The 16,561-nt window shown below is 58.2% G+C and carries 13 protein-coding genes; all 13 read right to left on the reverse strand.

What is annotated here, in order from left to right; genetic code table 11:
* Positions 1–15: 15 nt before the first annotated feature.
* Positions 16–1,131 (reverse strand): DUF1972 domain-containing protein, encoded by a 1,116-nt coding sequence (locus BSY238_RS02025; protein WP_069037686.1) that lies wholly within the window; start codon positions 1,129–1,131, stop codon positions 16–18.
* Positions 1,128–2,294 carry a glycosyltransferase family 4 protein gene (locus tag BSY238_RS02030; protein WP_069037687.1) on the reverse strand — a complete coding sequence of 389 codons (1,167 nt, stop codon included), beginning with the start codon at positions 2,292–2,294 and terminating at the stop codon, positions 1,128–1,130. Before BSY238_RS02030 ends, BSY238_RS02025 begins: the two co-directional genes overlap by 4 nt.
* Positions 2,291–3,295, reverse strand: coding sequence for a sulfotransferase family protein (locus tag BSY238_RS02035; protein WP_069037688.1), 1,005 nt, complete (start codon positions 3,293–3,295; stop codon positions 2,291–2,293). The genes BSY238_RS02030 and BSY238_RS02035 overlap by 4 nt, the downstream gene beginning before the upstream one ends.
* Before the next feature lie 7 nt (positions 3,296–3,302).
* Positions 3,303–4,151 carry a glycosyltransferase family 2 protein gene (locus BSY238_RS02040; RefSeq protein WP_190295045.1) on the reverse strand — a complete coding sequence of 283 codons (849 nt, stop codon included), beginning with the start codon at positions 4,149–4,151 and terminating at the stop codon, positions 3,303–3,305.
* 99 nt (positions 4,152–4,250) lie between these two features.
* On the reverse strand, positions 4,251–5,402 hold the full coding sequence (locus BSY238_RS02045) for a cellulase family glycosylhydrolase (protein ID WP_223300367.1): 1,152 nt from the start codon (positions 5,400–5,402) through the stop codon (positions 4,251–4,253).
* 9 nt (positions 5,403–5,411) lie between these two features.
* Positions 5,412–6,893: an O-antigen ligase family protein gene (locus BSY238_RS02050; protein WP_069037691.1), complete on the reverse strand. Its 1,482-nt coding sequence runs from the start codon at positions 6,891–6,893 to the stop codon at positions 5,412–5,414.
* A 55-nt stretch (positions 6,894–6,948) separates the two neighbouring features.
* Entirely contained in the window at positions 6,949–8,151 is a 1,203-nt protein-coding gene (locus tag BSY238_RS02055; RefSeq protein ID WP_069037692.1) for a Coenzyme F420 hydrogenase/dehydrogenase, beta subunit C-terminal domain, read from the reverse strand.
* Positions 8,144–9,313, reverse strand: a complete 1,170-nt coding sequence (locus BSY238_RS02060) for a polysaccharide pyruvyl transferase family protein (RefSeq protein WP_083223880.1) — start codon at positions 9,311–9,313, stop codon at positions 8,144–8,146. Before BSY238_RS02060 ends, BSY238_RS02055 begins: the two co-directional genes overlap by 8 nt.
* Entirely contained in the window at positions 9,310–10,560 is a 1,251-nt protein-coding gene (locus tag BSY238_RS02065) for an oligosaccharide flippase family protein (RefSeq protein WP_069037693.1), read from the reverse strand. The genes BSY238_RS02060 and BSY238_RS02065 overlap by 4 nt, the downstream gene beginning before the upstream one ends.
* A 26-nt stretch (positions 10,561–10,586) precedes the next feature.
* Positions 10,587–11,276, reverse strand: coding sequence for an exosortase-associated protein EpsI, B-type (gene epsI / locus BSY238_RS02070; RefSeq protein ID WP_069037694.1), 690 nt, complete (start codon positions 11,274–11,276; stop codon positions 10,587–10,589).
* Between the two features lie 692 nt (positions 11,277–11,968).
* A complete protein-coding gene (locus BSY238_RS02075) occupies positions 11,969–12,571 on the reverse strand; it encodes a PEP-CTERM sorting domain-containing protein (RefSeq protein WP_150123863.1) in 603 nt (200 codons plus the stop codon).
* A gap of 457 nt (positions 12,572–13,028) precedes the next feature.
* Positions 13,029–15,410, reverse strand: coding sequence for an alpha/beta hydrolase fold domain-containing protein (locus BSY238_RS17910; RefSeq protein ID WP_083223881.1), 2,382 nt, complete (start codon positions 15,408–15,410; stop codon positions 13,029–13,031).
* A 729-nt stretch (positions 15,411–16,139) separates the two neighbouring features.
* Entirely contained in the window at positions 16,140–16,529 is a 390-nt protein-coding gene (locus BSY238_RS02085; RefSeq protein ID WP_069037696.1) for a TraR/DksA family transcriptional regulator, read from the reverse strand.
* Between the last annotated feature and the right edge of the window lie 32 nt (positions 16,530–16,561).

Raw genomic sequence — 16,561 nt, forward strand, 5'->3', positions numbered from 1 at the left:
AACACCCTCGCTAATTTACGAAAACCGCTGAAGCATGATCTCGTATTCGCCCAGCACCACCCCCCAAGTAAATTCTTTATTGTATCGGCAAGCGACAACAGACTTAATTTTTTCTATTGACTCTACACTTCCAATCAGACCACCAAGAATGTGATCCAAATCCTCTTCGCAGTTGAAGTAGGCGACACTTTCGCCAGCAACCCATTGATTAAATTTGTTCCCATGCGCGACGATTGCATTTCCTGCACCCATCGCTTCTACGAGCGATGGATTCGTCCCACCAACCTGATGGCCATGTATATAGCCTTCTGAATGAAACCGCAGTGCCTTTACGATCGGGGCATCGTAGATGGCCCCCAAGAAAACGACTTCATCTGAAGCCGCATCCATGATTGCCCTGTGGTAGGCATTTCGTTCCGGCTCATATTTGCCGAGAACTGCCAGTTTTGCGCCGCGCGGATGACGCGAGAACGCGGACACGATCTCGAGGATTGAATTTTCCGGTTCGGGACGCGCGATCACCGTCCAGTATCGGCCCGGTTCCAAGCCGAGGGCCAGCACGGGTTCCTCGGGCATTGACGACAGTCGGTCTGCACCGTAGGGAATCATGGTGATCTTCTTCTCGCCAACGCGTGTCAGAAGATGGTCCTTGATTCCAGGGTTATCAGCTACGAGGTGATTGCCCAGCCAGCATCCGGCCCAGTCGTTAGCCCAGAACCAGAATTTGGCCACCGTTCCCCACTTTTGACGCTTCCACTCGATGCCATCCATATTGATGACGTTCGGGATGCCCTTCACTCGCAACAGAGTGCAGAACACCGCGGTGTTGTAGCCAAGCGTCAGGCAGAGCTCCTTCGATCGCGCGGCATGCACGGTGGCCTTCCAGTCGAAGATGATGGTTCCGCGCGGCCCGCCTGCGGACACCGGAATGCGCACACGCTCGATGCCTTCCCAGACATCCGTGAAGATCGGGCCTTCGCCGTCCTCCTGGCAGTAGACGATGACTCGCCAGCCCTTGCTGACCAGATGGCGCGCCAGATATTCAGCGAAGGTTTCGAACCCGCCGTGGGCGGCAGGTACACCGCGAGTGCCGAGAATGCGCAGACAAGGTTTGCCGGCAGAAGCTGTCATGCTTGATGTCGTCCTGCAGATTTGTTTTCGTAAAAGGTGCGCAACTGTCCGGCAACCGACGTCCAGCCGAATTTATCCTGCATGTCCTGACGTGCGTTGTGCACGACGGTGTCGCGCAGTGCTGGCTCGGCGAAGAATCCCTCAAGCACCTGCGCGAGATGGCTTTCATCCTCCGAGCTGAAGACGAGCCCGTTCCGCCTGTCTTCGACAATGGCCGTCATTCCCGGAAGATCGCTGACCACGACAGGCGTACCAAGACTCATGGCCATCAGAAGCACACCGCTCTGATAGATCTTTCGATAGGGCAGCACCACCACGTCCGCCGCTCCGTAGAAGGCCGGAATCTCGGCATCGGGTATATAGCGGATGTTCAGCGAGATGCGCTCGGCCGCGCCGCCTTCCTCGATCAGCCGCTGGTAGAGGGAGAAATCGTCCTTCCAGACCTTCCCGGCAATCACCAGACGATAACGATGATCGGAAGATGCGATCCGCGAAAACGCATTGATCAGAACGTCCAGCCCCTTGACCGACTTGATCTGCCCGAAAAACAGGATCACTCGATCACTTGCACCAAGATTCAGCGAACGGCGCGCGTCCTGCATGGGTACGAGTGGGGGCACCAATCCGAGATAGCTCCCATGCGGCACTACGGACACCCTCGGCGCAAGTATCGGAAAGTGATTCAACAACTCTGTCCGGCTCACCTCGTTGTGGACAACGATGCCGGACACCATGCCGTAAGTGATCTTCTGCAGCCACATGGCCCGGGCACCGGCTTTGAATGCCTCGACGTCATGAACGGTGACGAAAACCCCGAAACGGCCCATGCGAGCGAAGAGCACCGACAGAAACTCAAGCGCGCCCACATGAAAAAAATGAAGGTGCACAAGGTTCAGCCGCTCACGGCCGGCATCCTGAAGGGTGGCAATCAGGCCACGCACGTATCGCATCCCGCGCAGCACCGGACTGGACTTCCCCCAGATGCCCTGGAAGGTGCGCTTCAGCGTGACAGGGCGTGCCCCCCGCACTTCGGAGATGTCGCAGGAATACCAGATGCAACGCACGCCGTTGTCGGCCAGACCTGCTGCGAAACCGCAATCGTAGTAATCCATCCCGCCATGACTGCCGACCGGTTCGATCAGCGCGACCGAAAGCGCCGTCAAGTCGGCTCTCCGTATCCCAGTTCGCACATCGTCTGCTTGAACTGTGACCGGATGACTTCCGGCAGTTCGAACGGTTCGTGCATCGGTGCCGGAGAAAGCACGGTCTCGGCATACTCGAAAAACACCGAGTCGTCGGGAAGGCCACAGAAGCGCAGTACCTCGTCCAAGACCTGACGGGGCTGCTGCACCATGTCCTCATAGCGAACCATATGCACATCGTCGGGATACTCGCGCTTGCGCCTCATGCCCTCGCGCATGGTGACGATCCATTCGACGGCCGCCATGTCGGTGTGCTTGCTGAAACCCCGGATCTCATCGATGACCGGCGCGAGCAGTTCGTCCGTTGCAATCAGTTCGTCCAGCATGAGCGCCCATTTCCGATTGTCGGCACCCCACCAGTCGTGCACCTCGCCAGACTCGGTGACCCCCAGGCGCCGGGACCACTTGTTGATCGACGCACACGTGTCCCACCCGTTGCGGACGAGAAAAACGAACCTGGCATCGGGAAAGATGCTCTTCACGAATGGAACCCGGAACACCAGTTCGGGGTATTTGTCGACCAGACGCTTCGACATCACCGAAGCGAGATAGGCGCCGAACATCTTCCTGATATTGCTGCGGATCGGTTCGGTACAGTCGGATGCATCGAGCCGATAACGGGCCGGTTTGCGCGTGTAGCTGCCGATGACATCCTCGAAGCCCACACCGGCATGCCATAGCGCCTTGGGCTCGTTCAGAAACCCCACATCCTTGTGCATGGACATCACCACACCAAGAATCGTGGTGCCGCTGCGCCCGGTTCCAATGATGAATATGGGCGCCTTGACCTCGCGCACGGCAGGTAACGCCTTCTCGAGCGCGAAATGCATGAACACCAGCGGATTGATCCAGCGGCCCTTGGTCGTCAGCGGACGCCCCTCGAACAGTCCGTAGCTGACGAGGCGTGACACAGCCTTGGTCGGCCGGAACTTCAAATACTGCTTGTCGATCTGCGCAACCATGGTGACCTCAAAAACGGTAAAGAAGACCTTCCATCGAACCCTTCAGGGCGGCCCGCACAGCGTCCAGGCGGCCGGCCATCAGGAATCGGAACAATTTCAACATCCACCACGCACTGCCTGCGAAGGCATAGATGGCAAACCCGCGCACGCCGCCATGACGGCGCACCGTGAGCCAGCGATTTCGGCTCAGCAGCCGAACGTAGAAGGGCAGCTTCGGATTGCGCGGATTGAGGATGCCGCGCACCTTGCGAGTTTCTTCCTGCTCGTCACCGAGAATGCTGCCTTGGCCAACATGGCGTACGACCGCCGACGGTATCAAGCGAATGCGCTTGCCGGCCTGCAGCACCGCGAGCGAGAATTCGACATCCTCCTCGTACATGAAATAGGCCGGATGGAAGCCGCCGACTTCGAGGTACACCGCTCGCGTCACCATGAATGCGCATCCCGATGCGAAACCGACGTCGCGAGCGTGCATGCTGACGGATTCATCGAGCTCGCCGAAATGGTCGATCGAAACCGAACCCTTCCACCATTTCATTTCGCCGCCGCCATACCAGATGCGAGGGCGCGTCTCGTCGGTGGTGATCCGTGGTGCAACAACACCGACACACGGATCCTCGAATCCCTTCAGCATTTCGGCGACAGCACGTGGATCAACCCGGGTATCCGGGTTGAGAAAGAACACCACATCTACGCCGCGTTCATCGATCAGCCAGCGTGCCCCGGCATTGCAGCCCTCGCCGAAACCTACGTTCTCCCGCAGTTGCAGCAGGTGGACTTCCGGATACGTCGAACAGATGATCGCAACATCATCCTTCGGCGAACAGTTGTCGACGACGACGATCGCATCAAACATGCTGCGATCAAGCGATCGCAGGCTTTCAATGACGAACCGGCTGGAGTTGTAATTGACGTAAGCAAGACCGACTCGCACATACCACCTCAATGCCTGAACTCAATTTCTAAGACCGCAAAGACGCCCTTTGGCCGCGTACTGAGCATTGAATGCCGAGATACGGTCCAGCATCCAGGCCGTATCGCCTCCGGGACGCACATCGAACGTGGCCGACTGATAGTCGAATCGATAGACCCACAGCGCGGCAAGATTCACGCCGCTCTCATCGAGAGCATGTATCAGCTTTTCGAATGCATCCCGCTGCGCAGGCACTTCACGTGAAGCCCCGAATTCACCAGCAAAAACGAGTTGGCCAGAATGCTTCGCGGCGGAAACGATCGCATCGAACAGTTGACCGAAAGATGCCTTCCCGAAGTACTGATGCTCGTGATGAGGATAGACATGAAACGATAGCAGTCCGAAGTCGTCGGGATTGTGCCGCCCGAGCATCGTGCGGAATTCGCCTTCGCTATCCACCTTCCAGGATCGACTCTTAGCGTTGTTGAATGCGTACTTGCGCGGCAAGCCTGCACCGGTGGACAGCAGTGTGCGAGTGTCGTACTTCCGCACCGTCTCAACGAAAATCCGATAAGCGACGGACAGATCCTCGTTGGTAATCTCGTCGCCAGCCGTTCTGAATTCGGGCGTGCCCTTATGAGGAAGCGTTTTCGGGCGCAGCTTTGCAGCGTTGGGCAGATCCACGTACAGATTCATTTCATTTCCGAATTCGTACGCCCACAAGACTGGTGAGTCCTTGTAGCGCTGCACGAAATCGGAAATGTACTGCCGCGCAAAAGCGGTCGTGCGGCTGCTCGGGTCGCCCCACTTCGCCACGGGTTCCCCGACCAGATCGGGCACTGTCGAATAATTCCAGAACAGGCTGGGAATCAGACCGACACCGTTATTCTCCGCCGCTCGGAAAACGCGGTCCATTAACCTGAAGTAGCCGTCACGATCTTCCGAGTAGAGCTTTAGCTCATCAGGCCAGAAACCGGTAGCCATGAAGCGTGCGAAAGGCACTCTTGCAGCAGCCAATTCTACAAAGCCATCCTCCGTGCGCGTACTGGTCGAATTAGCAAGCAACGATGAAAAAACATCAAAGTAATTGACACCAAAGGCACGGCAATCTGGCGGTAGGCTGGCGGCGTGCAGGGGCTGTGAGGCTAGCCCTGCCATCAGCCACGCAAGCCCGCGGAGATATCTCAAGAACATGGTCAGCAACTAAGCGCTCTCACGCGCGTCGTTTTCATCGACTTGCTTCAGCGCGAGCGAGACCCCGATCAGAAGAAAATAAAACGGCAGATTATGTGGGGTGGACAGAATCGAACACATCAGCATCACGCCCACGATTGCGCACGCTATCGAGCGACCGACAGCTCTGTTGAATGCGCTTCTCGACGTAAGCCCAACCTTTGCGGCCACAAGGGCACCGGAAATACCAAAAAGAAGGAACGCGCTTATAGCGAGAAACCCGGATTCAACCATTACTGAAACATAATAGCTGTCGAGAGTTCTCACACCGCCAGTTCCAACGAAACCCATTAACTCAATGGCTAGACCTGGCCCGTGGCCGACGGCCGGAGACTCCGACGTGACCTCGAAGCCCTTCAGGTACATTTCAACGCGTGCGTTAGAACTGTTGTACTCGGCTCGATCACGGCCAATCACATAGTCGGTCGATTGCAAGGCGATCAGTACTGCGGATGTAAGTACAAGTGGCACGGCGAATAAAGCCAGCCAGGACATTCGCGACGTGGTCTTGGCAATGATCTGACCAAACAACGCAAGCGCCAGCCATAACATACCCACAATCACAGCGCCGATTACTGCGGAGCGCGAACCAGAGCGGACGACGGCCACGCCAATCACGGCCAGCGCAAGCAAAATAAGAAAGCTTCTGAATTTTCTTTCGGGATTCAAAAACAAAGCCACGAATGGCGTAGCGAAGAGCAGAAACTGTGCGTATAGCAAAGGATGGCCGAAGGTGCCCTGTACTCGATACGAACCGCCACGTATCTTTTCCTGGACGATTTGCTCAAGATATTCTGAAGAAAGCGAAAAGAAGCCTGGCAGATAGGCTGCAAAGATATTTTTACCAAGTGCAGCTTCCATCACACCCAGCGCCCCCAAGGCAATCGCGGTGCCGGCAAACGCCATCATCAAGTAGCGTAGCCGCTCAGCGGTTGAAAACACGATGGCACCAATCGCAATCAGCGGGAAATAGGTCAGCAGTTCGTTCAGCAGAACGTAGGCCGAGTTGACGAAGTAGCGCGAGAACACCGCGCTCAGCAAACGCAATGCCACATAGGCAAAGAAGATTCCGAAAACAAATCGGTGCCGGCGCACCACGGCTGCAAAATCTGCCCAGAGCGTCTTGCTGTTGACCAACAGGAAAATCCACATGACAAGCAACAGGCCAAAGAGCACACGGCCAGGCAGGATGTCGGGGACCCCTGGCAACCTGAAGCTCACATAGCGCGGCCACAGCAAAGTGAAGACCAACCACCCGATCGTGAGCAAAAACAATCGGTTGTAGTTCACGCCTTCCTGGCGGGGGATCGCGAAGACGCTAAGTGCGAGGACAGGCAACAGCAGAATGAAAGGTGGTATTGGTCCCGTCAGCACGAGGGCCAGTGCGAGAAAGGCCCCGAAGAAGACTGCGAACAGCACGAAAGATCCCTGCTTCAGGCTGTAACCGAACACTACTGATCCCCTTGCGACATGGGTGTCGCCTTGAAATGGATTGCAGGCACTGCAATCAAAGCCTGTTGCCGGCGATGCGTTTCACCGATCCGAGGAACACTTTCAGGTTCTCGACCGGTCCCGCTGAGACAGCCAGGCGCCACAGATGCATGCCCTTGTATCGCGGCGTCCGCCGCTGCATGACTTTCAATGCAAGAAGGCGGGCGAGCAGACTTCGCTTACGTTTCACCTGATAGGGCTGTATCGGGGTGATCTGCGACGGTTCAAAGGTCTCGACCACCAGATGGCCGCTTGCTGCCGCATTGCCCAGCAGGCCTTCGCCTTTGAGCGTGCGGGCGATGACAAGGCTGCGACCATCCCGCTCGGCAAAATCAGGATAACCGTCCTTGCCGTACCACGCATCCGCACCGACCAGATCGGCGAACTCGCCCGTTCCGTCTGCGCATATCTTGCAGCGCGGCTGAAGGTGACGATTCAGGATTTTTCCCCAGGCGGTGTTGTAGTCCATCTGCGCTTCAGCGCCATCTTTCGTCCGGGCAGCCGTCGTTCCTGGCCAACCTCGGCCTCGATAGCGGAATTCGACCACCTGTGCGGGATCGAGTGAAAACTTCTTGATGATTTCTATCGTTCCATGTGCGCTCGGCGTGCCGGCGCACATGAATGAAAGCAAATAAGGAATCCGCGCGTTCAGTTCAGGGCGTGCATCAAGCATCTTGCGCACAGCCGCAACATCACAGGGTTTGCCGATGAACGCAAAACGACCGGGCTCTGCAAGGGCACGAGGGATCGCGGCAGCCGGAGCAGCGGGGCTGTATCTTGAACCGGCGCCGCCCAGCAAGGATTCACGATTGCGACTGAATACCACCTCGTTCTCGAGAGCGTGCGTAGTCGAGCCGCGCACATGCACCACGAAATCGATCTGCCCCGTTTCAAGCAGATAAAGCGCGGTCCCGGTCACAACCCCACCCGAGGACCCGACATAACGAACATCTTCAGCGGAAGCATGGCCTACCCAGCATGACTTAACCGGACCCCACGCCGGAAGGTAGTCCTGGCTGGGCTGATGTTCCAGCGATATGCCCGGGCATAGGCTACCCACCACAAGGCGCTCCGCGTCGGAGAGGTCCGAGGACACAACGGGGCGAAAGAAACCGGTGCGGTCAATTTCCATCCTGATCTTGTCGGGCGCTGCAACAACGCACCCTCCGCAACCCGAGCAGAGGCCGGCGCGCGCGATGTCTTCAGGATGATCAAGCATTGGCAGCCTCTTCGAACACTTCAGCAAGCAATGCCACGTAACCATCCAGCCGCTGCTGGGCTTTGACGTTTCCTTCCGCAACCTTTGTCGCGATTTCCGCCCGCTCATGGAACGACCGCGTGATCAGCCCATAAACATGCTCGGCGTCATCGCTGAAGCAATCCGCCACGTACGGATAGTCCAGTGTCGAGAATAAACCTCTGAACTTGCGGCTGTATGCCATCGGCACGACCGCTACCCCAGAAGAAAATGCAGCGATGCAGGCGTGCATACGCGCGCCCACGAAGTAATCCAGGCCAGAAATGAACGATTTGGCGGAAGACGGGTTTTCAAACTTATCGACCACTCTCACCGACGGAAACTTGCCAGCGATTTCACGCGCAGCATGAAGGTCATCTTCCTCGACTCGATTGTCGGGAACAACATGTGAAACCAGATACAAGTCAACATCAGGCTGAGCAATGAAGAACTCGACAAGTCGTTCAATCATGGCGCGATAGTCGAAGGTCAAACCGAACTGGTTTTTCCCGCTGTAGCCGCCAGCCCATAGAAGACCAGAAACATTCAAGCCTACGGATACGCGCCCGGCAGACTTCTCAAGCATTTTGAAAGGCAAGGCAAAAGCGACGTCTATTGCCTCATGAAAACGGGCCTTCAAAGATCTGCTGCGGAAATACTCGGTCGACAGCACGTCACGGGAGCAGACGACGCGCGAACGATTCATTACGAAATCAGCACACCACGCGGCGATTTTGCCCTTGAATGGCCCAAGTGTCTGAGGGCTCATTACGAGAGGCTTCTTCAAAACCAGAGCGTATAGCTTGGAGCCGATCAAGTAAGTAAGCCGCTTCGCTCCGTAAATATCCGAAAAACTGTCCCCTTCCCCAATATCGAGTACGAGGTCGCAAGAGCGGAATGCGTCGACGAGTTTTCTGTCTCGCAATGAGAATCGCTTGAAATTAATCTGACATGAACCGACGATGGGCTTCGAGTAAGCGATCTGATCGCGACCCCATCCAATCAGAAGAAACTCCAATTCGACGCCAGCAGTGGTTGCAGCGCGCTCCGCAAGCGTGATCTGCGAAAACGTCAATGCGCCAACACCCAGGTTTGCAGAGTCTGCACTGTGCCACAGCAGGCCAACACGGATTTTCTTTTTCAATTTGCACTACCGCCATTATCTGCAGCCAAAAAACCGCGCCTGAATCCCAACCAGAGAGATCGATAAAGTACCGCCAAGGTTATTGCACAAAAAACCAACGCGCCCAACACAAACTCAATTTGCAGAGAGAAAATCCATATGCAGACAATCATGAGTAGAAATATCAAGAATGCGACAACCTGTGACACTACACGTTTTGCCTGCAATCCGACGGCTGTCACCAATACCCCATACCCGGCGGCGAGATATCGAAAAATGATCACCAGACCGAAAAACCAGAGGTAGTCGGAGAGGGAAGCAAACGCCGGCCCAAACGCTAAAGGTGCAATCTGGCCAGAAAAAACGATGATCGGGATCGCGAAAAACACACCCATCCCGAACAAAAGACGAGTCGTGATGATCGAAGTTCTCGTCAGCTTCGGATTTTGAGCCCGCGACTCTCGTGCCAATCGCGGAATCATCACATTCCCTATGACAGGTGCAAGAGCACACGCGCCTTGAACAATTTTCTGGCCTGCAGCGTAAATACCTACGATGTGGTCTCCGTAAAGAATTCGCACGGCAATGATGTCAACGTGGTTCCAGCCGACGACCAGTGCAGTATCGAAACCATAGGGGAACGCCCTTTTGCCTACCGCCCAGGAGGAGCGTATCGACGAAAACCCGAGCACAATGCCAGATACCACTTTCCGACAGAGAAGGGCTGACATTGCAAGTTGAAGAAATCGTACCCCCGCAATCAACCATGCCACCATCGCGGGGTTATCGCCACGATAGGCAGCCAGTCCGACAACACAAAAAAGCATGATATTCGCTGCGGTAATCAATCCCGTTTCGAGTTCATAGCGCCCAAGTGCTCGAAGTGGTGAAATAAAAAACTCCGAAAACGACACCGCAAAAGCTGCCAGAAACAACGGCACGACCAGTGAGACACTCGGCGAGTCTCGAAAAATAAAAACAACAAGCAATGCAATCAGCGAACAGAATCCAAGTAGAACCAGTTTTGTCGAAAAAACCTCAGAAACCAATCCAGCCGCCCGCTCTGAGTGCGCGCCTATCTCTCTTAGGAGGTAGCCCTGAAAGCCAAAATCGACCAGCAGAGCAACCATTGTCGCGACACTGAAGAAAAAACTGAATAGTCCGAACTCCTCAGGCCCCCAAAGCCTCGCAAGCAGTACGAACAGGAAAAGACTGGTAAGCAGACGACTCGCCACCGAGACGCCTGTGAAAATGAAATTTTTCTTCACCGATCAGATTTTCAAAGTAAATCTGATCATAAACCGTTCTTGTTGCCAAAAAGACGAGTCTGATTTTCTTCGTCTACAGCTGATTGCAGTGACGTGAGAAATTCCTGCTGAACTTCAAATTGTTTATCCGAATCAGGTCCGATGGTCGATACTCTGAACAAAAGACCATACGGGATCAGTCCGCGAACACCATAATCGATTGCCGCCATCTTCTGTTCGAACCAGCCTCGTACGACCTGATCGCCAACAACGATCCAGTAGATTATCGGCTCGACTCGACTACCAGCGACCGCTACGAGTTTCATCACTGGAATACTTTTCTCATTCAACAGTAATTCGCTTTTCTCCGCCTTCTTGATTTGAAATCCCTGAGCTGGGTAACACACTTCCGGGCGATGGATCTGCGTCGCTTTTGATTGATCAGCACCAAATGCAAGCGACAGCATCACATACTGCCCTTTTTGATTAACATAGGTTCTCGTGAGAATTTCGTCATAGAGACTATTGAGGATCTCCTCTGTTTGAGGATTCACCAAACCTCCGGACGCACGTTCGTTGAGTTTCCAATCTCCAAACTGCTTAGGAACAATATCTTCAAGTTTTTCGAGGCGGACTGTCGTTGCTGCGCGAAGATCAGGTTTAAGAACGTACGCAAGAGCGGCGGCGGAACTCATCAGGGCAGTTGCGACTACCGCCATAATCAGATTTTTTCTCATGAAATTCGAATATCTTGCATGCAAATTGATTGGAGTTTATTCACAGATGTGCGCCGCCAGTCGGCGGAAATTGTCGGCTGGTGATGCTGTGAATCGCTGTGTCTCCCAAGAGCGTGTCCAGAGTCGCCTTGGGGCTGCAAATCATGTGGAACCCTTGCGCCAGAAGCAACGACGTACGAAGCGCCAGAACGCCACGGGAGGGCCGCCTCTAAGGGCACCGCGACAGCATCGATCGGCAAGGCAGATTTCTTGAATACGGCGGGTGCCAGCGCAGGGGTACGCGATTTTTTCATCAGTGACGCGGGAACCGTTGCAATGTGAGAAACCGGGCTACGAAGTATGCCCCTTGACCTTCAAGGTCTGAAGGCGACCATCTCACGATGTGTGACAGTCCCGAAAGTAGCCGGATGCATGTTGCAGTGCAACCTTCCGCAGAGTACTACGTCACGGTTGCGGTCAAGTGACGGCGCGGTGTCGGCGGACGCTGACATGACGAGGGTTCGTCGCCGCCCGCTTTACCGACGACGGGGGCGATTTCTCTTGATGAGGGTAAAACCATCGCAAAACGGGTCGTTTGCATGGTGGTAAGGGCTTGACTGCCGTGGAGGCTCCTACGAAAACCGACGCGGCGTAACGTTTGTGCGGTGCCACTGCTTTGTTACGAGCACGCGCGTTGCGTAACTTGCGGTTGCTCAGTTTTGACGGGCTGATCTACCCGCATAGATCAGCAAGCACAGGCCGCCGATCATCATCCAGCCAGATCCGGGCTCGGGCACCGGTGCGGCGAGGGCGTACTCAAGCGCACTGAACCGATAGATGTCTTCTGTGGCCCGCACGGAGAAAGACGTAATGAGTTCGTCACCGAAAAGCTCGGAAACGACGATCCACGGCGTGGGTTCAACGCCTGCAGCAGTGCCGAGAAAAGTGCCGTTGACGCCAAAAGCATTGATCGTCGCGGTGTTGTATTTGACGCCACTGAGGTTGCCAATCGAACCGTTGAACAGCTTCACGTAGTTCGCTGGGCCGGCAAACGAGAAAATGACTGTTTCACCGGGGTCTATCGCGTGGTCGATCTGCCCAACGATACCGATCCCGTTGAGCTGAAGAAAATTGAGCTTGTCAGAGCCGGTGATGGTGAGCGCACCTTGCTGCCATACGTCGGCCTGAAATGAACCTTGATCGGTGAAGTCGACATGAACAGTGTTCGCAGATACCGACCCGGACACTGAGCAGAACAGCCCGATCCAAAGGACAGCACTCGTCATGTAACCCTTGAAAACTTTCGCGACACGCATGGCAACCTCCGGCAGCAGATGTTTCGGAGAAGAAGATCACACGGTGAATCGACAAGGTCCGTGCGGGTGGAAAAATGCTGCTGTTGCTTGCGCTGTCGCCAAGATTTCGCGTCGGCGCCCGCCCCGAAGACTGAACGACGAACCCAGAGTCCAACCTGAATAGCCGGCAGGGAATCGCAGTGCATTGGCATGAAGCAACTGTAAACACACGCCAGCGACGTCATGATTACGCGAACCGAGAGAAACGCGTACAAAAAGATTGATGCCATTGATCCGGCTGACAAAGGGAATCGATCACTGTTGCCGCGTGAGGTGATCGAAGAAGTCACGCACGTGCACTTTGGGAGCAGCGCCCCCCGCCGCGATCGTGCAGCGACCGTCGTTGTGCGGAGCGCGTATCGCGACGGGGCCGTCGCTCCCACAATCCCACAGACCACAGCCCGCAAGTCCGTTCCATTTACGCCAGCGTGTAATCCGCCAGATCGGGTTTCTTCACGGCTTTCACGTATTCGCGGGTGAAGCCGGGGAAGATGGCGATTACGCGGCCGTTTTCCATGCGGTACCAGCTGCGGCACTGGCTCCAGACCGAGGTGCCAAGGCGCTGCTGCAGGTCGCGGTTCCAGGCGTCGGCGACTTCGGGGCGCACGTCGATCCAGCGCCGGCCGCCGGTGCGCACGGCCTGCATGCAGGCGATGGCGTGCTGCACTTCGGGTTCTATATAGAGCAGCGTCGAGGTGTGGCCGGTGGCGGTGTTGGGGCCGAGCATCAGGAACATATTGGGAAAACCCGCCACGGTGATGCCCTGGTAGGCGGCCGGGCCGTCGGCCCAGGCGTCGGCCAGCGTGCGCCCGCCGCAACCGGTGACGCGCAGCGACGACAGCAGCTGCACCGCGTCGAAGCCGGTGGCGCACACCAGGGTGTCGATCTCGCGCTCACGGCCGTCAGCCGTGACCACGCCGGTCGCCGTGATGCGGGTGATGGCGTCGGTCACCAGTTCGACATTGGGTCGGCACAGCGCGGGGTAGAAATCGTTGGAATAGATGATGCGCTTGCAGCCCAGCGGGTACGGCGGCGTGAGCCGCTCGCGCAGTGCGGCGTCGGGCACCTGCCTGTCGCGGTGGCGGGCGGCGGTCATCAGCATGGACTTGCGTGCCAGCGTGCCTTCATCGAAGCCGCGTCGGCCCAGTTCGAGCGCCTGCACCCAGGCAGCCCGCACCGCGGCGGCGTACGGCGGCAGGTGGGCAAGCACGCGGTCGAACACGGTGTAGCGACGGTCGAGCCGCGGCATGACCCAGTTGGCGGTGCGCTGGAACACGTGCAGTTGCCCTGCTTCGGCGGCGACCGGCGGCACCAGTTGCGACGCGGTGGAGCCGGTACCAATGACGGCGACGCGCTTGCCGGCCATGGCATAGCCGTGGTCCCAGCGGGCGGAATGGAGGGTCTTGCCGCGGAAATCGGCCAGCCCGGGGATGTCGGGCCAGCGCAGCTGGCTCAGCGGGCCGGTGCTGCACACGAAAAAGCGCGCGCTCAGCGCGTCGCCGCGCTCGGTGGCGAATTGCCAGCGGCCGCTGGATTCGTCGAACGTGGCTTCGGTGAGCCGCGTACCGAGCCGCATGTGGCCGATCAGGCCGTGCTTTTCGGCCACCTGCTGCATGTAGGCCTGGATTTCCGGCGCCGAGGCGAAGCGGCGCGACCAGCCGGGGTTGGGCGCGAACGAGAACGAATAGGCCGGTGCGGGCACGTCGACATGGGCGCCCGGGTAGGTGTTGTCCCACCAGGTGCCGCCGAGCCCCGGCTGCTTTTCGAGGATGACGAAATCGTGGATGCCGGCGCGCTTGAGCTGCACCGCCATGCACAGGCCGGACATGCCGGCGCCGAGGATGACCACCTCGTGCCGCGTGGTGATGGGCGGCGTGGCGTGCGCGAGCGATGCGTGCGTGAAACGGGCGATGCGGGCGATGGCCGCGTCGGCGCTGGGCAGCGCGCCGCCATGCATCTGGAACACATGCCAGCGCCGCTCGGTGATGTCGCACTCGACTTCGACGCCCGCGGCCTCGAGCGCGTCGTGCAGCGCCACCGCCTGGTCGTGCAGCAGCTCGTCGGTGCCGGCCTGGATCAGCGTCGGCGGCAGGCTGCGCAGATCGGTGTGCAGCGGCGAGGCGAGCGGCGATTCGGGCGGCGCGTCGCCCAGGTAGTGCGCGGCGCAGGCTGAGGCCCAGTCGGTACTGAGCATGGCTTCGCCGGCGGGAATCGTGTCGGGCATGCCGGCGGGTGTCATGTCCACCCAGGGCGACAGCAGCACGAGGGCGGCAGGGCGCGGCGCATCGGCGTCGCGCAGCGCGAGGGCCGCCGCCAGTGCCAGACCGCCACCCGCCGAATCGCCGGCGATGACGACCGGGCCCTGCTCGTTCAGCGCGCGGAAAGCTGCCACGGCGTCGTCGATGGCGGCCGGAAAGCGGTGTTCGGGAGCGAGCCGGTATTCCAGCGAAAACACCGACAGGCCGCTGGCCAGCGCGATGCGCGATGTCAGCGCCCGATGGCCATGTGCCGAGCCCACGCAGTAGGCGCCGCCGTGCAGATACAGGATGACGCCCGGTCGCACCGGCGGCGTGTCGTGCCGGCGCAGCCATTCGCCCGGCACCCCGCCGACCGTGGCCGGCTCGATCGACACCCCGGCCGGCACCAGCGTGGTTCTGGCGAGCCGCGCCAGCCAGCGCCGCTGCGCATCAATCGACCAACGCGGCGAAAACGCCGGCTTCAACACCAGCTTCAGCGAGCCGCGAATGAGAAAGGCCGAAAGCGCCTCGATGAAGCCCCGGGGTGAGTACGTCTTCCTCATGCAACACGCTCCGCCTCAGTTCGGTTGGTTCCGTGCAATCACCGCACCGCGCACCCTACCTCACCCGGGCCGAACGGCGAACCTGCAGTGCACCAGCCCCCCCTCGGCATGGTGCTGCGGACCGGCGCAGGCAGCGAGCTCAGCCGTGTTTCGGCGGAGCGACGCTTTCGTGTAGGGCGGCTTCTTTTGGCAGGACTTCACGGCGCTGCGGGGATTTGAGGAAGGGCAAGGCTTCTGTGGGGGTGGTGAGGCGCTCTGTAGGAGCAGCGAGGCTTTCTGTGGGAGCAGCGAGGCTTTCTGTGGGAGCAGCGAGGCTTTCTGTGGGAGCGGCGAGGCTTTCTGTGGGAGCAGCGAGGCTTTCTGTGGGAGCAGCGAGGCTTTCTGTGGGAGCAGCGAGGCTTTCTGTGGGAGCAGCGAGGCTTTCTGTGGGAGCAGCGAGGCTTTCTGTGGGAGCGGCGGCCTCGCCGCGATACGCACGTTGATCATCGATCATCGCTGCACTGATCGCGGCGAGGCCGCCGCTCCCACAGTGGCTGCTCCCACAGTGGCTGCTCCCTCAGTGGCTGCATCCCACAGTGGCTGGATCCCTCAGGAGCTGCATCCCACACAGGATCTGGATCCCACAGCGGCAAGCTCACAGGGGCTGCCCCAAAGTGACTGGCTCACACAGTGGCCGCTCCCACCGGGCTCACACCAGGCGGTGCGGCATTCCGAGCGGCAGAGAGTGCTTTAAAGCTTGTGCGAAGGCTTGCGGACACACTCGCATCGCGCTTCGCAGACGACGCAATAGGGCGTTTGCGCGGCGATTTCGAGTCGCTCGACCGGGATGTCGTTGCAGCACTCGCGGCAGATGCCGTACGTGCCTGCGGCGATCCTCACCAGCGCGGCGTTGATCGAACTGAGGCACGCAACGTCCTCTTCCACGCGCTGCAGATCGATCGCGCGATCGGACGCGCGCTGCGCAGCGTCGTCGCCATCTTGCAGCAGCACCTCGGGCGCAGGCTCGGATCGGGTCATCCCCGCGAGATACGCTCTGCGTCGGGCAGCCAGTTCCGCCTGTTGCCGACGCAGGACGCTTTCGAAATGCTTCTGCTGTGTTGCAGTCATGAAGATATGCATGAAGGCCTCCGTTGCAATGCTGTGGTGGCCCG

The organism is Methyloversatilis sp. RAC08 (genome assembly GCF_001713355.1).
Lineage (GTDB): Bacteria > Pseudomonadota > Gammaproteobacteria > Burkholderiales > Rhodocyclaceae > Methyloversatilis.

Bases quoted from the DNA above. Each gene is read 5' to 3' on its own strand.
- BSY238_RS02025 (WP_069037686.1), bottom strand. From the start codon at position 1,131: ATGACAGCTTCTGCCGGCAAACCTTGTCTGCGCATTCTCGGCACTCGC.
- BSY238_RS02035 (WP_069037688.1), bottom strand. From the start codon at position 3,295: ATGGTTGCGCAGATCGACAAGCAGTATTTGAAGTTCCGGCCGACCAAG.
- BSY238_RS02040 (WP_190295045.1), bottom strand. From the start codon at position 4,151: ATGTTTGATGCGATCGTCGTCGTCGACAACTGTTCGCCGAAGGATGAT.
- BSY238_RS02045 (WP_223300367.1), bottom strand. From the start codon at position 5,402: ATGTTCTTGAGATATCTCCGCGGGCTTGCGTGGCTGATGGCAGGGCTA.
- BSY238_RS02055 (WP_069037692.1), bottom strand. From the start codon at position 8,151: ATGCTTGATCATCCTGAAGACATCGCGCGCGCCGGCCTCTGCTCGGGT.
- epsI (WP_069037694.1), bottom strand. From the start codon at position 11,276: ATGAGAAAAAATCTGATTATGGCGGTAGTCGCAACTGCCCTGATGAGT.
- BSY238_RS02075 (WP_150123863.1), bottom strand. From the start codon at position 12,571: ATGCGTGTCGCGAAAGTTTTCAAGGGTTACATGACGAGTGCTGTCCTT.
- BSY238_RS17910 (WP_083223881.1), bottom strand. From the start codon at position 15,410: ATGAGGAAGACGTACTCACCCCGGGGCTTCATCGAGGCGCTTTCGGCC.
- BSY238_RS02085 (WP_069037696.1), bottom strand. From the start codon at position 16,529: ATGCATATCTTCATGACTGCAACACAGCAGAAGCATTTCGAAAGCGTC.